Source organism: Snodgrassella sp. W8132 (assembly GCF_016100865.1).
Lineage (GTDB): Bacteria > Pseudomonadota > Gammaproteobacteria > Burkholderiales > Neisseriaceae > Snodgrassella > Snodgrassella alvi.
Genome location: NZ_JACFRQ010000001.1, coordinates 1,045,342 through 1,065,961, shown reverse-complemented (window position 1 = coordinate 1,065,961; position 20,620 = coordinate 1,045,342). Strand labels below are relative to the sequence as shown.

Below are 20,620 nucleotides of genomic sequence, written 5' to 3'. Positions count from 1 at the left end.
AAAAGTTAACAGTAACTATAAATACCAAAAAGGTTAGGGTGATGAAAAAAACATGGGCATGGCTGGCGATACTGGCAGCAATCGAATTAATGGGTTGTACCAATCATTTTGAACCTTTTGTTGGCATAACCTCAGGTAAAAACCGCATGTATGCCGCACCTGTTGAAGCTTATGAATACAATTATGAAAATGTGAGCGGGGGTAGTATCGGAGGAGGATGTATTCCGGGTACACCAGGTGTTGATGATTATGAAGTTGGTAAAAGACGTTATGGAGGAGGAGCTACCTGTGGTGCAGCGGCACTGAGAGCAAAATGGACACCAGGCATGACTATGAAAATTAATTGGAAAATATTACCTTATCCGGGATGGGTGCCAAGAATGCTAAATACCGCAGGAGTGAATTTAGATAAAGAAGAAAAACGAATAATTGATCAGTATGATGAATATTATTCAGCAGAAATACCCTTACCACCACCACCACCATCAGCCGGAGATGATTTTGGAAAAGTAGATAATATCACGGTACATTTTCTTGCTTGTAATCAGTTATTTATTACTTATGGGACGATAGAAGAAGGTCGTAATACACCAATGCATTACAAATTGTTTGCCGAAAGCCAGAAACTGTGTACGCCACGCCCGAGCGTTAAATCGATGGCAGATTATCGCCGTAACAAAGCCAGAATGGATGCAGTGAAAGCGGAGCGTGAAAATATTCCGCAGGTAATCTTACCGCGTTATATCAAACAGCTGGAAGCAGAAGGTAAATTGCCGGTAAAGAGTAGTCAAAGATAAATTTTTGTTTAATAAAGGGAGAATATCATGACCGATAAAACCGATAAAACCGATCAGCCAAGCGATGAACAAGCGGATACAGGTGGTACTGGCAAGCAAATTAATATAGTCAATGTGGGAAAAGATTTACTAGGTTTAGATCATTCGGCTGTCAATACGCATGAACCGAAGGATAAAAAACCACCCAGCAGCGGCTTAGGAAAAATAATTAACAAAGCCGGTAAAAAGTTAGAAAAGATTGGTTCTGGCATTGGCAAACTGGCTAAAAAAGGTACGGATGCGGTTCAGGACCTGTGGGATGACATACCTGCATTGAAGGGAATTGATTTTGACTGGCCGGTAACGCATAAGCCACAGGTTTTTCCGACAGAGCCAGGCGGGCGCCTGCCAGCCTCTATTGAGGAAATTCAGGAAAATAGAGGTGATTGTTTTTACAAAGGTCCGAAAGAGGACAAGCCGTGCCAGAAAATCATTAAAATCAGCTTTTTCTTTGATGGTACCAATAATCATGAAAAGGCAGATAAAGTGGTCAGTGGTGCCGAAGCACCTACTGAAGAGGAGCTGAAAAAACAGGATAAAGCAGCACCGCAAGCCAAAATGATTGCTGCGTATACCTATCCGCGCACCAGTAATGTGGCGCGTCTATTCCATGCTTGTATGGGAGCAGGAGGAACACCAGGTGAGGTTAGCTATACCTCGCCTATGATAGAAAATGGTTGGTTTAAACATTATATTCAGGGTGTGGGAACGCGCTTTGAAGAAATCGGTGATTTGGATCCGGGTTTCCGGGGTGAGGCCTTTGCCCGCTTCGGGCAGTCGCGAATTAACTGGGCACTGACACGTTTATGTGCCACACTGGGTAAATCCAAGATTTTTGCGGATAAAGGTTTGGATTTAGGTACTGCCCAAAAAATGATTAAAGGCATGGATTCAAAAATTGGCCGTAAAAATCAGCTTGATGAGTATATAGAATCGCTGGTTTTGGCTAACAGTAATCAGCCATTACCACAGGCAATCAAATTGTATGTAATCGGTTTTTCACGCGGAGCGGCAGAGGCACGTACCTTTATTAACTGGCTGCTTGAATACTTGCTGGAGCGTCCGGAGAATGCCGGAGCAAAAGAACAGCTGGAAAAATTGATGGAACAGCGCCGCCAGCAACGAAAAGAGTTACGCGAATATTATCGCAAGTATCCGGAAGCAAAGGCTAAGGCTGACAAGGAGGCGATAGAACAGGAAAATAAAGCCAGTGGCAATGCTGATCAGCAGGCAGCACAGAACGGAGCCCAGCCGGCGCAAGGACAGCAGCCGGCGCAAGGACAGCAACCGGCGCAAGGACAGCAACCGGCGCAAGGACAGCAACCGGCGCAAGGACAGCAACCAGCAAAAGGACAGCAACCGGCGCAAGGGCAGCAACCGGCGCAGGGACAGCAACCAGCGCAGGGACAGCAACCAGCACAAGGACAGCAACCAGCGCAAGGGCAGCCTAATGCCTCGGGCAATAATACGCCTAATCAGAAAAACAATTCAAAAAATGGTAACCAGACTGGTCCGGTTAACGGCGCCAGTACTACGGTCAGTCTGAATCAGTCTGCCAATATCAATGCCAATCGTCAGGATGACAAGGAAAGTGAACCTAAACAATCTGAATTTATCTATCTTAAGCTCAGAGATATCCCGATTTATATTGAGATGGCCGGGCTGTTTGATACGGTAGCCAATGTAGGCATGTCTCCGCTAACTTCCTTTATTAGTGGTCATTTCGGCTGGGCGCACGGCACCATGTCGCTGGAGCAGGCTGCGGCTGCGCGCTTTGTAAAAAGCTGCTATCACTTTGTGGCCGGACATGAACAGCGTAAAAGCTTCTCTGTTGAAAGTATCTGTATTGACGGCGGCTATCCGCGCGGAGGTGGCGCTGAGTTTCGTGAATATACCTATCCGGGTGTCCATGCGGATATAGGCGGCGGCTATCCGCCAGGTGCACAGTTCAAAAGTAACTTCGGGATGGGGCATGTGATAGCTCAGATAACCTTGCATGATATGTATGCACGCTGTTGGCAGCACGGGATGCCTTTAAAAGTGATGCATATACATCCTTTATTAAAAGCTCAATTGAAAAAAACACCAAAATTTAAGCTGCAAAACTATGAATTAATGGATAAAGATGTTAGTGATGAGTTTGATATACAACCAGATATGGTGAAGCGATTTAATGCCTGGCTGGAAACAACAGTTCTCGACAATATCACTAAGAGTTTACAGCAGCAGGTTCATCATATTACGGCCTGGCGGATTCTGCGTTGGGTTAAAGACGGGATAGATGGCTATGCGACATTTCTGGGGCTGGCTATTACCCGTAAAAAAGGCACTGCCGGAGAAAAGGAAAATGCCGAACAGGTTAGCGCACGGGAAAAGATTATCTCACAGGGGCGCAAAGAAGCTAATGATAAGCTGTCCAAAGCATCTGGAGGCTTGGTGCCGGCATCATCTGATTCAGTTGCAAATAATGATAAATTATGGCAGCAGGCCGGTTTGGGGGATATACCGGCAAATAAACGCGATGATTTTTTAAATGGCATGATTAATAAAAATTATGATCCGGTAAATGATGGTTGGGATATGCTGGAGAGTGCCAAAGAATTCAAAGCAGATTATCTGCATGAATTTCGTTTTGAATCTTTCTTGTCACTGGGATTCTTAATGAAAACTTTTGCCGGCAGTATTTATATGCTTAATAATGAGGACGAAGCGGCTGAGTTTAAAGATATCCATGAACAAGGTGATGCTTTATATTTTGGAGAACCTGCGGAAGAAGAAAAAAAAGATCCGCCGCCACCGCCCACGCAGGATGATGGTTTCAAAGGTGATCCGGCAACAGCAGGTGCTACACCGCCAATAGTATCATCAGGTAAAAAAGATAAATCTAAAGGTTCTATCTTTGGCGATCTGTTTGAAAATCTGGATATTGGTGCGATAGCAACAGGTATTTTACTCGACAGAGTAAAAGATAAAATTGAAAAAGAGAAGAAAAAAGCGGAAGCTGAAAAAAATCCGACCGATGAGAATCAGCAAAAGCTGTCCGGATGGGATAGTGCACTGGCAATTGCTTCCAGTGTCTGGGAGAGGCTTAAATCCAAAGATAAGCGTGATATGACTATATTAATGGATAAAATTAAAAAAACACCGGAACAATATTCCAAAAATTTCGGGACTATGGTTACGATGTTTGACGAACAGATCCATGATTCGCGCGCTATGTACATGCATTCTATACTGAACGACCGTGAACCGTTTACCAGTTATTTTGCACACCGGCTTGTATTCAGTGGTTCGAATTCCAACAAGCCGATTACCGCACTGTCATTGAAGGATAATCTTATCGGTATAGCCGGTATTGCCCGTGGTGCCTATATGACTATCCGTTATGGTAATCCGGCCTATATTCTGTTAGGGCTCAATAACCCTGAATTTTTCATAACAGAAGAAGAACGTAAAGCTTATCAAGCTTTGATTGACGGATTTGATGCGATTGTTGTCAATCCTGATACCGGTAAAATTGTGCTTAGTGGTGAAAATATTAAGAATATATATGCTTTGTATGAGAAGACGAAGGAATCAGTTGACAAAATCAAAGAGGCACAAGATCAGCTGACAGAATGGAACGGACATGATTTTGCCGATAAAATTGCTCAGGAAGTAGCAAAATATGGTGATGAAACAGTGAAAAATCTGGAGGAGATTCGTAAGTTGCTTGAAGAGCAGCGTAAAGCAGCTAAAGAGGCTGCTGAAGCTGAAAAAAACAAAGAAAATGCAGATGCCTTGACTCCTGGTGAAACGGAATCATTGGAAGGTGCAAATGAAGCACTTGCCAATGAGGCCGAAGCTGGTGGGGTAGAAACCGCTGCCGAGCTTGAAGAGCAGCTAAATACAATGATTGGCAAAATTGATAAAAATATTGAGCAGCTGCATGCATTACTGGACTCGTCAGGTACGAGCGGGGATGCCAATGCGCTGGAGCATGCTCAGGAAATACTCAAGCAGCTTGATCCGCAACTGGTGAAAGGATTAAATATAAACAATCTCAGTAATCTGGATAAAGCCCGTCAGGCTTTAAGCGGAACTCAAAATGCAATACAAGCCGGAAATATAACGGTTCCGAATGGCAGTTTAGTAAATGTATTACCGGCGCAACAGCAACTGGCAGATATTAATCCGCAATCTATGGCAGATTATCTGAATAATCAGATTGCCCAATATCAGCAAAACCTGCTGCAGCAAACTCAGACTGCCGTGTCGCTTATGCACAATGGCGTCAATGACCCGCAGACACTTGCACAGGTATTTTACCGAAATGCGCAGGGTGATATTGCTGACCAAGTAGTAAATAACATCAGCAAAACCACACTAAACAGTGTGGGAATGTCGGATCTGGAGCTGAATGAATTCTTACCGGAAAATATTGCTAACCGCAGCCAGACTGAAATTGTTCAGCTGGTACAGCAACTGCGCAGCGGGGATATTCCGACTGAACTGCAATCATTACCGAAATACCGTTTGCAGCTAATGGCCAAAGTGCTGGAAAGCTGGCTTGTCTGAGGCTTACGACCGGCGTGATTATTTCTCTGCCGGTCTGATAAAACTGTGCAAAGGTGAAAGTATATTATCTGATTTGGTTTTGAATCATAAGAAGCAAAAATGATGAATAGTGTTGCACAAATAACTGAAAAGTTGATTTATATATAAAATAAGTATTTTTGTGTTAAAATTATTAAATCAGTTATATGTAAATTTCAAAAATATTTACATCTTATAATCCTGAAAAGTGATTTCAGATTCAAATCGGATTTGGCTGGCTGCTGTGAAAACTAACCGAATCTGTGAACAAGTGTAGATTGAATCTGATATTATATTTTTGTTTTGCTTTTAAATTTTATGCGGGAATAAAGTTGGCAGTATACGGCAGACTGGACTGTATATAAATTGAGTAAATATATATTTTCAATTGTATTGATTTTTTAAATTTTGTAGTCAGTAACCTGTATGCGGGAATATTTTTCCGTATCAGCACTATATCGGCTGATACGGAAACAGAACTGTCAGTCATGTATAAAGGTTTGATAAAGGGTGATTAAATGCAACAGCGTTATTATCTGAAACTGAACGCAAATCTGGCTAATTTTGACCAGTTTTCGGTGCGAAGATTCAATCTGGAAGAAAAGCTGGATGATTATTACGTGTTACAGCTTGAAGCAACGCATATGGCTGCTGACTTACCTCTGGAAAATTTTATTCATCAGCGTGTAATGTTTGAGATGGCTCCGGATATTGACTGGAGCGGAGTGATGCAGGTGTCTCGGCAGCAGCTCGATGATTCTGACAACCGGCGCTGGCATGGTGTTATTCAGAGTGCGGAACAGATAGCAACCAGTGCTGATGAAACCTGCTATCGATTTACTATTGTGCCCCGCCTGGCTTTACTGAACCGTATTACTACCACAAGGCTGTTTCAGAATGAGACGGCACTGAGTATTGTTGAGAAAATTCTGCGTCATCATGGTTTTGCCAGTGAAGATTTTCTGCTGAAATCATCCCGTTCGTTACCGCGCTATGAACATCGCATGCAGTATCGGGAAACCGATTATGCATTTATTAAGCGTGTACTGGCTCGTGAAGGATTATGGTTTACCTTTACACAAACGGCTTCCAATGAGGTAATTTCCGTATCTGATGATGTAAGCCATTATATCCAGCTGCGGCAGCAGGCGTTACCATTCAAACCGGATGCTGGTTTAGAAAGTGATCTGGACGGGCTGGAGAGCAAACTGGAAGTGCAGCTTTCATTTGATGTGAATGCTACGGCACAAGGTATCAGGGATAATCTGAAACAGCAGTTAATGCAGGGGCTGACAGCAAAATATTCTGTTTCCGAATTTCATGTAAGCTATAAAGCTCAGTATGAAAGTGTACAGATTAAGGATTATAACTACCGAGATGCCAATAACAGTCTGCTAGGCAAAGCCGGTTTTAATGAGCAGCAGCCTGCTGCATTTGGTCAGCCCTATATCTACGGATTTTTTCATCATAAAGATAGCGGGCAGGCGCAGGAATATGCCCGAATTCTGCATGAGCATTCTGTATCCCGCCATATTCTGGCCACTGGTAAAAGTAATGTTCAGAGCTTTACTCCCGGTTTTACCATGGGATTTTCCTCTGATGCCAGAGTAGGCAATATTCGTCAGTGGCTGCTGGTCAGTGTTCACCATTCTGGTGCGCGCGATGAAGATTACATTAATTCATTCTCCGCTATACCCTCAGACAGCCAATGGCGTCCGGAGCCGATTAAGCACCCGATTATAGACGGGACAATACCGGGAACCATCTGTGATGCCGGCCAGGGGCCATATGCTTGGGTTGACGAGATGGGCCGTTATATCGTTAAGTTTAATTTGGATATGGATGGCTGGCAGCCGGGTGGTGAAAGCAGACCCATTCGTCTGGCTAAGCCTTATGCGGGCGGGCAGTACGGGCAGCATTTTCCGCTGCATGTAGGTACAGAAGTACAGCTGGCTTTTCAGAACGGTGATCCCGACCGGCCGTATATTATTGGCGTTTTACATACCAGCACTCAGCCGGATCATGTTCCGAATACATGGCGTACCCGTAATGTAATTCGTACCTGGGCAAATAATAAAATCCGCATGGAAGACCTCAGCGGTCATGAACATATCAAAATGGCTACTGAGTACCATAAAACCCAGCTTAATCTGGGGCATCTGGTAGACAGCGGACGGGATAAGCGTGGAGAAGGTTTTGAGCTGCGAACTGATGGCTGGGGAGCTTTGCGTTCTGCACGAGCATTATATCTGACTACTGAAAATCAGGCTGCCGCCAACGGCATGCAAATGGATCGTACGGTAGCAGTCAAAGAAATTGAAGGTGCACTCAGTCAGGCCAGTCATCTTGCCGACGTGACAGCCAAGCATACTTCACTCAAACCCAGATTAGAGACATTATCTGATTTAGGTGAAAACTGTGCTTATCTGGAAAAACCGGTTATTTTAACCAGTGCAGTTGCCGGAATGGCGCAGGTTTCACCAAAATCTATTCTTAACAGTGTTGGTCAGGATATTCATCAGCAGGCGGGTAAAGATGTATTTACCGGTGCCGGTGAAAACATTACACAAACTGCTGTCAAATCTGTACAGGTATTGGCTCAGACAGAAGATTTAAATCTGGTAGCCGGCAAGAAAACTGCGCGTCTGGCTTCACATGGTAGCGCAGTGGAAATTACTGCGGCGAAAAAAATCTCTGTTCAGTCTGTAGGTGATGAGGTACTGGTTAATGCAAAAAGCGGTATCAAGCTGGCCAGCGGTGGTGCTTATATAGAAATTAAAGGCGGAAAAATCAGCCTGTATAGCCCCGGTCCGATTGAATATAAAGGTAATCATCAGTTTCAGGGGCCACAGGGCGGTAATTTCCCGTTACCGGAATTACCTGGTTCAGTTTGTCTTGAGTGCTTGCGCAAGGCACGTGCACAAGGTGTTGGCATTGTAGAGAGATAATCAATGAATACTTATCGTGACGTGCTGGCACAATTTATCAATTTTACTAATGAGACTGATGAGAAAACTCTTTTTCTGATTATCGATTTATGTACTTGTGACTATCCTCTTCTGGCTGCCATAGAAAACTGGCAGCCGGCATTGCAGTATTCTCTGCTATTTGAGCAAACACCCGAATCTCATATCAAGGAAGAAGGGCCGCTGTTGCTGGCACTTGATATCAGGAATGAAAACCATCGGGAAATACTGGAAAAAATATGTGAAATTACTCATATGAATAATCGCTTGCTGGCTTTCAACAGCAACTATCCTTTTGGTACCTTAGAAGTTCATCTTCGCCGTGCCATGCAAGTGAAATGGGGTAAAAAAGAGGGATTACTTCGATTTTATGCACCAGATATGTTTGATCCGGTTAACATGGTGTTAACAAATTTACAAAAAAACTGGCTGCATCAATATATGTTGCGCTGGTTTTTTGTTGATGATTCCGGAGAGTGGGTAATTTATCAGGCCGATTATCCGCAGTGTGATCAGAATGAATTTGATGTAAATGGTTTTGTTTTTACTGAAAAACAGTATGATACTTTGTTGTTATGGGCTGATGCATATAATTACCGGCGTAATTATGGTATTGCTTTGGATGCAGATGAGTATGGCGGTGAAAGGATGTTAATTAACCAGCTATATGTCCTTGCTGCGGAAGCTGATACCAGATTGATTTTAAGCCAGGAAGAACGTGTTCAGTTTTTTAGGAATAATTTGCAGAAAATTATATAGGAAAGGCTGAAAGATGTTACGACGTATATTGACAGCATTTTGTTTATGTTTTGCTTTGATACAAATGGCCTGGGCGGGTACATATGATGATGCCGCTGCTGCTGCTCAAAACCGGCAATATGATAAAGCCTTAGTTTTATTTCAGAAAGCCATTAATGAAAATGATGATGCACGGGCATATAACAGTTTGGGTACGCTGTATGAAATGGGTTTGGGTGTACCGCAGGATTATGCTACCGCAGCAAAATATTATGAACAGGCTGTAAAAAAAGGCAATGTAAAAGCCAATGGTAATCTCGCCGTATTGTATGAGCGCGGATTAGGTGTAAAAAAGGATTGGGGCAAGGCGATGGGCTATTATTTTAATGGTCTGAACAGAGGTGACGGCAAATCCATGAACAATCTGGGGGTGATGGCCCTTAATGGCGAAATTCTGCCTAAAAATATTTCTGTTGCATGGGCTTTGTTTGCCAGTGCTGCGATTCTTAAAGACAGAGAAGCACCGCATAATCTTGCTGTAGTTGAAACCAAAATGACCAAAGCGGAAATTGAGCAGGGTAAAGTGGTTTTTAAAGCCCTGCATCAGGTAAAGAGTAAAAAACCGCCTATGGATATTATGTTAGATTATTTAGGCTGGCATGATTACGAATAGTATACAACGTCAGACTACATGGCTGCCGCCAAGACCAGTTCGCTGGCTTGCGTGGCTGGCCTTATATGCTTTGGCAATTGGTATTAATAAAAAATATGCAGATTCAATTATTACCCATTTCGGACTGGAAATCACAGTACACTGGCAAAAGTGGATGATATCTGTAATGCCGGCAGTTGTAATAGTAACTTTACTTCTGCTGGTGCGCTGTATCTGGTATCAGTTATGGTTAATTTACCAGCGTAATAATCAGTTTGTTTATAATGAAAAAATTTTGAATAATCAAAAGTACTGGTCGGAATATATGGTACTGGAAGAGGTAATATTGCACTGCGGCCAGTTAAATCATGCTTCCGATTTTTATACGTATCTAGGGCTGTCTCCAGAAGAGCGGAAGAAATCTGTATTCGAATCAATGAGTATGGAAATACCGGTTCAAAGCAATTCTTCTGTTTATTCTGACCGTTTGCATATCGTTTTATCACAACTGGTTCAGATATTATCTTCAAAAGAATATTTTACTGAACAATATACACAGTATTTATGGCTATGGGCAGCAGACAGAGAAAGCTGGCTGGTATTTAGGGAGCTTGTTATTGCTGAAGGCGGATATTGTCCGGCGGTACCGGATTATTATGTTAAGTTTGAGGATTTAAACTGGATTATTGACCGTTTTCAGGAAGAACTTTATCAAAAAATTCTATTACTCGGGTTTGAGTGTCAGCCTGAGTTTGAATTGTATCTGGCAATGATTTTTGCCCGAAAAGGAAAAATAGCAAAAATACAGCGAGCTTTTGATACACAAATGTGGCGTATGGATCAGGATTATTTTTTTACAGCCATGACTGAAAAAGTTTCTGGTTTCCAGATTGAAAGCCATGCACAAGAAGTAACTCAGCCGGAAATAAAAGAATTGACTGAAGATTTAACTGCAAAAGATTATGAAATCTTGCCGTATAGTATAGATAAACCGGATTTTTTTCAAAAATTACAGTATACGAGTGACTGGATGCAATTGCTGCTGGCAGTTTATCAGGCGCATAAACATTCCTATGTAGTACTATTTAATCATAAAGAAAAGATAATACCTGCTTCCCAGGTTAAGTAAAATTCAATTACAGGCGCGTTTATGTTAAGGTGGAACCCGTTAAGACAATTCAGTTCACGTGTAAATAGCCAATTATCCAAATTAGCGCAGGTGAATCAGAAAATTACCCAGCGCCCTAAAATTCTCAAATTATGGTTATTATGCAGTTTCCTCTGGTTGATACTTATCTGCGGATTAACTGCATTTTTATATTGGTATTATGATAAAAAATGGCTGCAAAATCATAAATTTCATTTGATAATACTGGCACTGGTCGGTTTATTTCTCTGCATTATACTGCCATTATTCTGGCGTATTTTTGTGGTTATTGACGGGCAGGAACGGACAATCCGCTTTATTGAGCGTTCGAAATATACACGTGAAAGTCCTGCACAGCAGAATTTGGTGGCTTTTCAGAATTATTTGGATCAGAAATATCCTTTATCTATTTTAAATCGCTGTTATATTCTTGCAGTACATGGTGAACCGGATGCTTTCAGCGACGTGAGTGAGCAGCTACAGCGTACAGGGTGGGTACAGGTTGACAATGTTTATCTGGTATTGATTAATGATGTGGATGAAATTGAATCCATACCGGCTTTTCGCGGCAAATATCATTGTCCTTTTGATGGATTAATAATATTGCGTGATATGAAAAGTAACAAAACTCCGGTTACTCACGATACTACTTCAGTCTGGCTGGAAAAATTTTATCAGCTGTTAAACTGGAAAATTCCGTTTATCCATGTATTTCAAAGTGAGATTGATTTAAATAAATTTCCTCTTAATCAGGTTTTTACCTGGTCATTGCCAACAGAAAATATTGTTTCAGATATCAAAATTAAAGCTGAGGATTTATTTATTCAGGCTTTTTTAAAAAGCCGGGACAGACAGTTTTTATCTCTGATTGATGCTATTGCTTTAACTAAATTAAATCCGGCTGAAAATTACTCTGAAGAGCAGCAACCCTGGTTTACAGGTATGGCTATACAGGCTAAACATAGTAACTGGTGGGAAACATGGGCGATGGTAGCAGAGCAGTTATATCAGCACCCTGCTAAATTGATTTTACAGCCCAGTAGTCAGCGGCTGGCTAAAGCCGGTCTGGTAATCAGTACTGTAATTTTTATAATGATTCTGTATGCTTTTACCAGTAATTACAGGGAAGCACAGTTATTCCGAAACCAAATCACCAGCGTGAATAAATCTTCGGGCAGCAACAATGCGATTAATTCTATACTCAGTTTACAGCACCATATTGCATTGATAAATAATGTTCCGCAACCATTTTACCGTCGTCTTGGATTCAATCATGATGATATTTTGCTGAATAAAGCATTTGTAGCTTATGGTAATGCTGCAAAAAAATGGCTGATAAAACCCGCTGATCAACAGATTATTCTGGTTCTGAATTCTTTACAGCAACTGCAGACTTTACCTAACGTAATTGAAACAAATGCAGCGGAAACAGAGGAAATAGCAGAGCAAACCAGTAATGCAGTTGCATTAGATGAAGGTTTTAATGCTCTGAAAGCATATTTAATGTTACGTCGTCCTAAACGTCTGGATAATATTTTTCTAAGTGATTATTTATCACGCCTGTATCGGACACAGGGCTTACAAAAAGCCGATGCTGCTCAGAATATATTCAGATTTTATACCCGGAATATGATGAAGCATCGAAGCTGGTTTCTGAGTGAAGATTCTGCTTTGGTGGCAGAAAGTCGGGGAGTATTGAATAATATTGTTAATCAGCAGCAGGAAGATGTCGTTATTTATCAGAATTTGCTGGATTCTGCATTAGAGAAATATAGGGATATTGATTTAGTGCAGCTGGCTGGCAAAGATAGCACTCAATTCTGGACAAATAAGAATAAATTGCATGGTGCATTTACTGCACGTGCATGGAACGAATGGTTTAAGCCGGAAATTGATAAACTTAATCCTGAACATTTTAAAAATGGTTCATGGGTGCTGAATGAGTCTGAGGAAAGCAACGAAAATACGGATATCCGTAAACAGATAATGGCATTGTACAAGCAGGATTATTTTGAAGCATGGACACAATTTTTATCTGGCATACAATGGGTACCGGTTACTGGTCTGAATAAACAGATGGATCGTTTGAAAAAATATTCAGATAAAAAGAATTCAGTACTTGTTAAGTTACTAACAGCCATTCAGTTTAATGCCAGTATCGGATATCCCGAAGACCGGACTGAAAAAGGTAAAGGAGTTTTACAGGAATTTGAACCAATTGTAGATTTGATTAAAACAGTTGAAGACAGGAATAAACAACCCAGCCGTAAACTGGATCAGTATCAGGAAAATCTGCTGGCTATGTATCTTGAAGTACAGAAAGTTCAGGGAGCTAATAATCAGGCCTCTGCTTCACAACTTTCTTTCAATACTATTTTGAATAGTGATGATGGTTCTAATCTGGCTAAAGCTGAAGAATCTATTAATTTACAAGTAGCTAATCTGGGAGAAGAATGGCAGGATATCGGGCACACTTTGCTTACTTATCCTTTTGCTGATGCTAAAAAAGCAATTTTGCTTCCGGCTTTAAACAATATTAATGCCCTATGGCAGCAGATGGTGGTTTCTCAATGGAATTCTCGTTTTGCTAATCGTTATCCACTGAATCCTTCCAGCAATCTCGATGTTTCTTTGCCTGAATTACAGAAATTTATAGATCCGCAAAAGGGTGTTGTTGCTCAGTTTAATCAGCAATATTTAAATAAAATTCTGAATCTTGTTGGTAATCAGTGGATTGTTAATCCTGCTGTAATGGATCAGGTTCAGATTGATGATCAGTTTGTAACTGGTTTAAATGAATTAAATCAGTTACTAGAATTTGTTTCAGATGGCTCAAATACCGCTTCTTTTGAAATAATGCCATTGCCAACTCCCGAAGTTAAACAGATTACATTTAATTTTAATAAACAGAAAATTCAATTTTATAATGAAAAATCTTTCTGGCATAAAGTGAATTGGTCTGTTAGTGATAGTACCGATAAAAAGGCTTCAATTCAGTGGTCTGATGTGACAGATAAGACTGCTCAGCTTGAAGTAGTTGGTGATTTGAGCATTTTGCGTTTACTTGAAAAGGCTCAGGCACGCAAAAATGATGATGATACTTATCATCTTAAGTGGACAATAAAAAATAGGGTTGTAGAAATGAATTTAAAGAATTTACAAACTAACGACCTGATTACATTATTGAAGTTAAAAGGGGCGAGTTTGCCGCAACAGGTTTTCAAGGTGGATCAAGATGCAAATTAGTGCAGCACTGAAAGTTCTCCAGAAGCGGAAAATCTATGAAGATATAAAACCTTTATGGGATAGTATTGAATATCTTCTTGTTCCTGTGGAAGGTGAGATGGAAGATGTTACACATCACGATTCTTTTCTGGATATCCGACAGGAATTGGAAAAGGTCAGTGATATTCAGCTGGGTAAAATTGAAGACGCGGCCAATTATCTTTGCCAGAACGTAGGTAAGGATATTCGCGTAGCGGTATATCTGACTTATGTATTGTTTCGTCGTGAAGCCTTTCAGGGACTGATTAAAGGTTTATTATTAATATATGGAATGCAGGCAATATATACGCCTATTTTTCAGCCCCAACGTATCACCCTTATTAAAACGATGCTTCGCTGGCTGGGCGGCACAAAAATGGAAGATGCATTTTTATTGTGCCAAAGTACATTATCATCAAACGAATATCAGGTAATTACCATATTATGTGAGCTGATTCAGGAAAATTTTTCTGCACAATTTGAAGCGACAGTAGATGAGCTCAATGGCTTGCTCAGCTTATTACCTGTGCCTGTTGGTGAAACTCAGGCAGCTATTAATCAAGCTGATTCACTAACTACTGATAATAATTCAAACCAGAGTAATAGTACTGATAATGATGAAGTAATTTTACGTTCTTTTCAGGATTTGATGCAGACAATGAAAACTGTAGGGCAGTTCATTGCCGATAAAGAGCAGAAACCCTATGCATCATACAGATTGTTGCGTCAGTTCCGGTGGGATATGCTTGAACAGTTACCTTTGCATCAGGACGGACTGACAAAAATTCCTCCTCCGAGACAGGAACTGATAAACCGCTTACAGACATTGTATCAGCGTAAGGAGTGGAGCGGATTATTAGAACAATGCCATGCTGGTTTTATGGAGGCTTCCAATCATTTTTATTTTGATTTGCAATATCTGAGCTGGAATGCAATGCAGCATTTGGCACCTGAAGCAAATGTATGGGCTGATATGCTGTGCAGTGATATGGCTTTTCTGCTTAACCGTGTACCCGGACTCGAAACATTATCATTTAATGATAATCATCCTTTTGCTTCCGGCGAGGCTTTAGACTGGATTGCCGTTCATGCACGTTTTCAGCAACAAAATGTAGAAGAAATGCAATTGTCTTCCGATAATAAGCTTACATCAACCGAAGATATTGACGCACAGGCATTTGTAATTCTGGCAGAGCAGGGTTTTGATAAAACTATGGAATGGCTGTCTACTGTGCAATTTGATGAAGGGCTTGAGCAGTTATATTACAAACAATTTTTACTTGCCCGATTAGCTATTAAAAGTGGCAAATCAGAATTTGCAATATCTTTGCTGGAAAAGCTTAATCAGCCTTTTTCACAGCAACCTTTATTTGAATGGAATAAAAAATTAACATTCCAAATTAAACAAGAGTTATTAAAACTTTTACAGCAGAAATTTATTACTGTAAAGGGGAGTAATAAAGAGTTTATAGCTGGGCAAGTTGAAGAGCTGAAAAAAGAGCTGGTATTACTCAATCCGTTTCTGGCGCATCAATTATTGTATAGGTAAGTGAAAAATATGGAAAAAAAAGACAATATTCTGCGTTATTATGAAGCGGAAATGCGTTATCTGAAAGAGGCTGGACAGGATTTTGCAGAGGTTCATCCTGATGCAGCACAGTATTTAAAAATGCAGGATTCTCTTGAGCGGGATCCGATGGTTGAGCGGCTATTTGAAGGATTTGCTTTTTTAACTGCAAAATTGTATCAAAAAATTGATGATGATATGCCTGAGTTAACTGAAAGCTCATTAGCATTGCTGTGGCCACATCATCTTCAGCCTATTGCCTCCATGTCGATAGTGCAATTAATGTTAAATGAAGAGATTTATACGAATGATCAACATATTCCCGCAGGTTTAATATTGCAGACTGCTGTTGATTCTGATACAGGTATATCGTGTGAGTACCGGACAACTCAATCAGTTGATATTTATCCTGTTGAAATAAATGATTTCCGTCTTGTTCACAATGATCTCGGGCAATCAGTTATTCAGTTACGTTTGCAGCTACGTCAAACAGACGCGGGTCAGAATATTCGCTTACCGGATAATTTTTCCCTCAAATTTCATCTTGTTGGTGAAATAGAAACCAGACTGAGTATTTATCATTACTTAATAAATTATTTGTCACATATTACTGTTGATGAAAATTTAAACATTATCAGCGATAAAATAAAACTGCATCGAACAAATTTTAATTATAATTCAGTTACATGGTTGCAGAACTATCAGGCAAATGAACATAATTTATTGATGGAATATTTTCTCTTTAAAGAAAAGTTTCTTTTTTTTCAATTAAATAATCTGAGTGGAAAAGATTTCAATAATGATAAACATGAATTATTGATAAATTTTCATTTAAATCGCGATTTTCCTCTGGAGCTGGTATTTAACCGCAATTATTTAAAATTGTTTTGTGTACCTGTAATTAATCTGTTTGATTTGGAGGCAGAACCGGTTGTGCGTTCTCCTTTGCATACTGAGTATAGGCTATCACCTATGTTTTCAGTTCCAGATCAGGTAACTGTGTGTGGGGTTACCGAAGTGGAGTCATTTAGTCAGATAAGTGGTAACAGAAAGTATTATTTGCCCTTTAATGAGTTTAAGCACGGCAAACGTCAGCTAAGTATTCTTGAAAAGGACAGACCTTATTATTATATCCGTACACGTCAGGGAATCGGTAATAAATATGATAATTTCATTACTTTTAGTGGTGAAATGCAATCCGGAGAAGAAGAGATTTTTTCTATCAGTATTCTTGGTGCTAATGGTAATCTGCCTCGTCAGATAACTAAATATAATAAAATACTAAGCCTGCATTCACCTGTGCTAGGCGTAAAAAATGCTCAGATGGTAATGATACCTACTGCTTTACATTATCCGCCTGATTATAAAAATCAGCAATGGCAGTTATTGTTTGAGATGAGTAATAATTATCTGGCTACCTTAGATACCGGCACCCTGAAAAATAGCTTGCGCTTATTGAACTGGTCAACAGCAGCAGCAAATGAAAAAAATATAGCAGCTATTAGCTCTGTTCAAACTGAAATTCAACATATTATGCATCATGGTATGATGATTAGATGCCTAGTAATTGATATCGAACTGGATAGTACCGGATTTATCAATGAAGCAGATGCTGCTTTATTTGCTTATGTACTGAACTGTTATTTAATAGCTTATGCACAATTAAATCTGGCTATAAAGGTAAATGTCATATTGCAGCCAGAAGCAATGATTTTTAGCTGGCCAGTAAGCGTGGATGAAAAAATTTTATGAATGCCAGTTTATTCAATCGATTAATGCTGGCGCCAGAAGCCTATAATTTTTTTCAGTTTTGTCATTTACTGGAGTCGCATCAGGTTAACTTACGCGTACCTGATTTGCAGAGTGATAGTGAACTGACGCTGCAATTTTGTGCATGGCCTTATCTTGGTTTTCCTGCCAGTGAATTAAAGCATGCTTTGCCTGAATCTGTATATGATTACAAGCTACCAGTAGTCTTTACTACTTTCATGGGATTAATCGGTACTGACGGTGTTATGCCAAACTGGTTGATAGCAGAAGGTGCTGAAAAAAAAGATGGTATGGAAAATCTAGTAGCTTTTCTGGATATGTTCCATCACCGTATGATGACTATATTTTATCAGATATGGAAACGTTTTCATTATGAATTTCAGTTTCAACCTGATGCTTCAGATAGTCTTTCTCGGGCATTTCTGACATTAATTCACGGTAAGAGCAAATTAGATATTGACCCGCGTTATTACCTTGGTGTTATAAAAAATTTAAATAAAAAAAATAAAAATATTTTTGGTTTAAAAGAAATTGTTCATTATGTACTTCCTGCCGCCAGTGAAGTAGTTATAGATGAGTTTATTGCTGTTAGATATCCTGTACCGCAACGATCCATAGGTGAGGGAATAGCTTTTGATACAGCAGTGCTGGGCCGCTTTTTGTACGATGCCAACAGCCGAATAAGAGTATCTGTACAACTTAATGATTATGCAATATTAAATTTACTTTATGAAGATCAGCCTTTGAGAACGGTTTTGAAGACCTTAATCAGGAAATATGTGGGATGTACTCTGGATGTAGAGCTGGTAGCGAAAATCAATGCCGACTTATTACCACAGGCACAATTAAATGGTAGTAATCCCCAGCAACTCAGAGCTGGTGTTACTGCTGGTCAGCCAGAAACCGGTATGCTATTTTCGATTTTTCTTGGAGTGTTATAGATGAATTTTCGTTTCTTGGCTGTATTAATTTTACTAGCAGGATTATCTGGTTGTGGATTATTGCAACAAGGCTATGAGGATGCACGCAAGGTAGGTAAAGATGCAGTTGAGTTAAAACATTATCATTATGATTTCAGGGTGGTTTCTGCGCATCTTTTAAATCAGACCGATAATTCACAGCAAAATACTTTCAGAATGGCAATCTTTCAGTTAAATAGTGATAATCTATTTAATCAGGCAAGTTATTATGATTTACTTACTAATTCAGACAATGCTCTTGCTGACGAACTGGTAAAAAAAGATATACGTATGATTTATCCTTTTGATACACAGAATATAAAAGGAGATATAGATAGTAAAACACAATATCTTGGATTAGTGTTTTTCTTTAATAAACCAGAGTCTGATAATAAAACATGGAAAATACTAATTCCTATAGATAATTTAAAATTATTTAGAAATAATTATATTCTGGTGGACGGTGCTCAGGCTCAGTTAAAATCTAAAAAACAGGTTAAGGATTTACTTAAGCAGCAAAAAAAAGCAGAGAAAGCACAGAAAAAAACAGAGAAAGCGGAGAAAAAAGCATCAAAAGAAAAGAAAAAACAGGAGGAGTTGGCCAAAAAAGCTCAGCAGGCTATGCAGGAACAGCTGGATAAATTGCAACAGCAGGGTAAACAAAAAGCTCAGGAAAATATAGGGAAGAAGGTGCAAAAAATATTACCTGATGTCAAGAAGTAGTGTGTAGTATGTCATAAATAATTGATGTACTAATAGTAAAATATTCTGATGGTTATTTATTAAATAAACCTAAATAATTATTTCATATTATGAAAGCGTAAATAAATTTATTATGATTGATGCGTCTTTATTGGAAAAAATTACTTTAAATTTTTCTGGAGATGTTCCGTTTGATAGTCTGGATCCTAAAGAACGCTATATTTATAGTGTTATGAATAATATCGAGCGCATATTAAATACGCGTCGAGGAAGTGTGAAACATATACCTGATTACGGGTTACCTGATTTAAGCATTATTTATCGTCATTTACCCTCCAGCTTGTCTGTATTGCAGAAATATATCACTTTAACTTTATTAAAATATGAACCGCGTGTACAGGCTTTGCAAATTCAGATGGTTGAAAATAAATCTTCGGATTTTATTATTGCCTATGAATTATTATGTCAATTAAAAGAGGTTGGTTATATTCGGTTTTCTACTACATTTGATGGTGATGAGGCGGTTAGAGTATTTCGATAATAAATTTATTCAGTATCGAACGATATGTGAAATTGTTAAAATAAAAATACAGCCTGACTGGCTGTATTTTTATTTATTTTGGTCGGAGTGAAAGGATTCGAACCTTCGACCCCTTGCACCCCATGCAAGTGCGCTACCAGACTGCGCCACACTCCGACTTTGTAAAGGAAGCGATTATAAAAGTAATCGTATTACTTAGCAAGTACACTATTCAGGTTATCTACTACTTTTTCAATTTGCTGACGGGTTTCCAGTGCATTAATGACGGGATTACCATCAGCATCTACCTGATTACGTGTAAATGGGTCTATATATGGTGTAAAGCTGTCGCGCAATTGTCTGACTTTAATCACATCAGCACGGGTATAGTGCTTACCGCCATAGCCTACAATAATGCCATGTGTCTGTTGCCAGACAGAGAATTGCTCGGCACTGATGTCTGCAAGGCGGCATAGCTCTTCGAGAGTAAAATACCGCTGTGCTGGTATGGGTAACAACTGCTTAGGCTTGTTTTCCATTATAGTGATCAACCATACCCTTTAATTTTTGTGATGCGTGGAAAGTAACAACGCGTCTGGCAGAAATAGGTACTTCTTCCCCAGTTTTGGGATTGCGTCCCGGGCGTTGCGGTTTGTCACGCAACTGGAAATTACCAAAGCCGGAAATTTTAATTTGTTCGCCCTTTTCAAGAGTACTGCGAATTTCTTCAAAGAATAGTTCAACAATTTCTTTGGCATCATGTTTGCTCATGCCGGCAACTTTTTCAACTAGAATATCAGCAAGTTCAGCTTTTGTCAGCGTCATATCAGAATTTCTTTCATTAAAGAGGGCATTATTATCCCTAAATTAGTTTTTGTTTTCAAGTATGTAAATTTTTAACTAGGCTAATTGCCCAGTTTGAAT

14 protein-coding genes and 1 tRNA gene are annotated in these 20,620 nt (G+C 39.7%); 12 read left to right on the top strand and 3 right to left on the bottom strand.

The genetic code is table 11. The features are described from left to right. Window positions 1-41: 41 nt before the first annotated feature. The 12 genes from H3U82_RS04805 (at window position 42) to tssE (ending at window position 19,717) form a co-directional block, all read left to right on the top strand. The gene (locus H3U82_RS04805; RefSeq protein ID WP_198209473.1) at window positions 42-797 is read left to right on the top strand and encodes a DUF3304 domain-containing protein; all 756 of its coding nucleotides are present in this window, start codon (window positions 42-44) and stop codon (window positions 795-797) included. Window positions 798-824: 27 nt separating this feature from the next. Next, a complete protein-coding gene (locus H3U82_RS04800) occupies window positions 825-5,393 on the top strand; it encodes a DUF2235 domain-containing protein (RefSeq protein ID WP_198209472.1) in 4,569 nt (1,522 codons plus the stop codon). 536 nt (window positions 5,394-5,929) lie between these two features. Beyond that, window positions 5,930-8,359, top strand: a complete 2,430-nt coding sequence (locus H3U82_RS04795) for a type VI secretion system Vgr family protein (RefSeq protein WP_198209471.1) — start codon at window positions 5,930-5,932, stop codon at window positions 8,357-8,359. 3 nt (window positions 8,360-8,362) lie between these two features. Beyond that, entirely contained in the window at window positions 8,363-9,136 is a 774-nt protein-coding gene (locus tag H3U82_RS04790) for a DUF4123 domain-containing protein (protein ID WP_198209470.1), read from the top strand. 13 nt (window positions 9,137-9,149) lie between these two features. Next, complete coding sequence (locus tag H3U82_RS04785) at window positions 9,150-9,788, top strand: tetratricopeptide repeat protein (RefSeq protein ID WP_025330509.1); 639 nt, start codon at window positions 9,150-9,152, stop codon at window positions 9,786-9,788. Further along, window positions 9,775-10,896, top strand: coding sequence for a hypothetical protein (locus H3U82_RS04780; protein WP_078474587.1), 1,122 nt, complete (start codon window positions 9,775-9,777; stop codon window positions 10,894-10,896). Before H3U82_RS04785 ends, H3U82_RS04780 begins: the two co-directional genes overlap by 14 nt. Before the next feature lie 21 nt (window positions 10,897-10,917). Then, window positions 10,918-14,160: an ImcF-related family protein gene (locus H3U82_RS04775; protein WP_198209468.1), complete on the top strand. Its 3,243-nt coding sequence runs from the start codon at window positions 10,918-10,920 to the stop codon at window positions 14,158-14,160. Next, on the top strand, window positions 14,150-15,727 hold the full coding sequence (locus H3U82_RS04770) for a TssA family type VI secretion system protein (RefSeq protein ID WP_198209466.1): 1,578 nt from the start codon (window positions 14,150-14,152) through the stop codon (window positions 15,725-15,727). The genes H3U82_RS04775 and H3U82_RS04770 overlap by 11 nt, the downstream gene beginning before the upstream one ends. A 9-nt stretch (window positions 15,728-15,736) precedes the next feature. Continuing rightward, window positions 15,737-17,497, top strand: coding sequence for a type VI secretion system baseplate subunit TssF (gene tssF / locus H3U82_RS04765; RefSeq protein ID WP_174830033.1), 1,761 nt, complete (start codon window positions 15,737-15,739; stop codon window positions 17,495-17,497). Then, the gene (locus tag H3U82_RS04760; RefSeq protein WP_084585984.1) at window positions 17,494-18,456 is read left to right on the top strand and encodes a type VI secretion system baseplate subunit TssG; all 963 of its coding nucleotides are present in this window, start codon (window positions 17,494-17,496) and stop codon (window positions 18,454-18,456) included. Before tssF ends, H3U82_RS04760 begins: the two co-directional genes overlap by 4 nt. Next, the gene (tssJ, locus tag H3U82_RS04755) at window positions 18,457-19,197 is read left to right on the top strand and encodes a type VI secretion system lipoprotein TssJ (protein ID WP_078474582.1); all 741 of its coding nucleotides are present in this window, start codon (window positions 18,457-18,459) and stop codon (window positions 19,195-19,197) included. It abuts the gene before it with no gap. Between the two features lie 112 nt (window positions 19,198-19,309). After that, window positions 19,310-19,717, top strand: coding sequence for a type VI secretion system baseplate subunit TssE (gene tssE, locus H3U82_RS04750; protein ID WP_084550793.1), 408 nt, complete (start codon window positions 19,310-19,312; stop codon window positions 19,715-19,717). 79 nt (window positions 19,718-19,796) lie between these two features. Here the strand turns inward: tssE and H3U82_RS04745 are convergent. From H3U82_RS04745 to H3U82_RS04735, 3 genes are all read right to left on the bottom strand, one after another. Further along, a tRNA-Pro gene (locus H3U82_RS04745) sits at window positions 19,797-19,873 on the bottom strand. Between the two features lie 35 nt (window positions 19,874-19,908). Then, window positions 19,909-20,235, bottom strand: coding sequence for a hypothetical protein (locus H3U82_RS04740; RefSeq protein ID WP_078474580.1), 327 nt, complete (start codon window positions 20,233-20,235; stop codon window positions 19,909-19,911). Then, complete coding sequence (locus tag H3U82_RS04735) at window positions 20,219-20,521, bottom strand: integration host factor subunit alpha (RefSeq protein ID WP_025330518.1); 303 nt, start codon at window positions 20,519-20,521, stop codon at window positions 20,219-20,221. The genes H3U82_RS04740 and H3U82_RS04735 overlap by 17 nt, the downstream gene beginning before the upstream one ends. Window positions 20,522-20,620 lie beyond the last annotated feature (99 nt).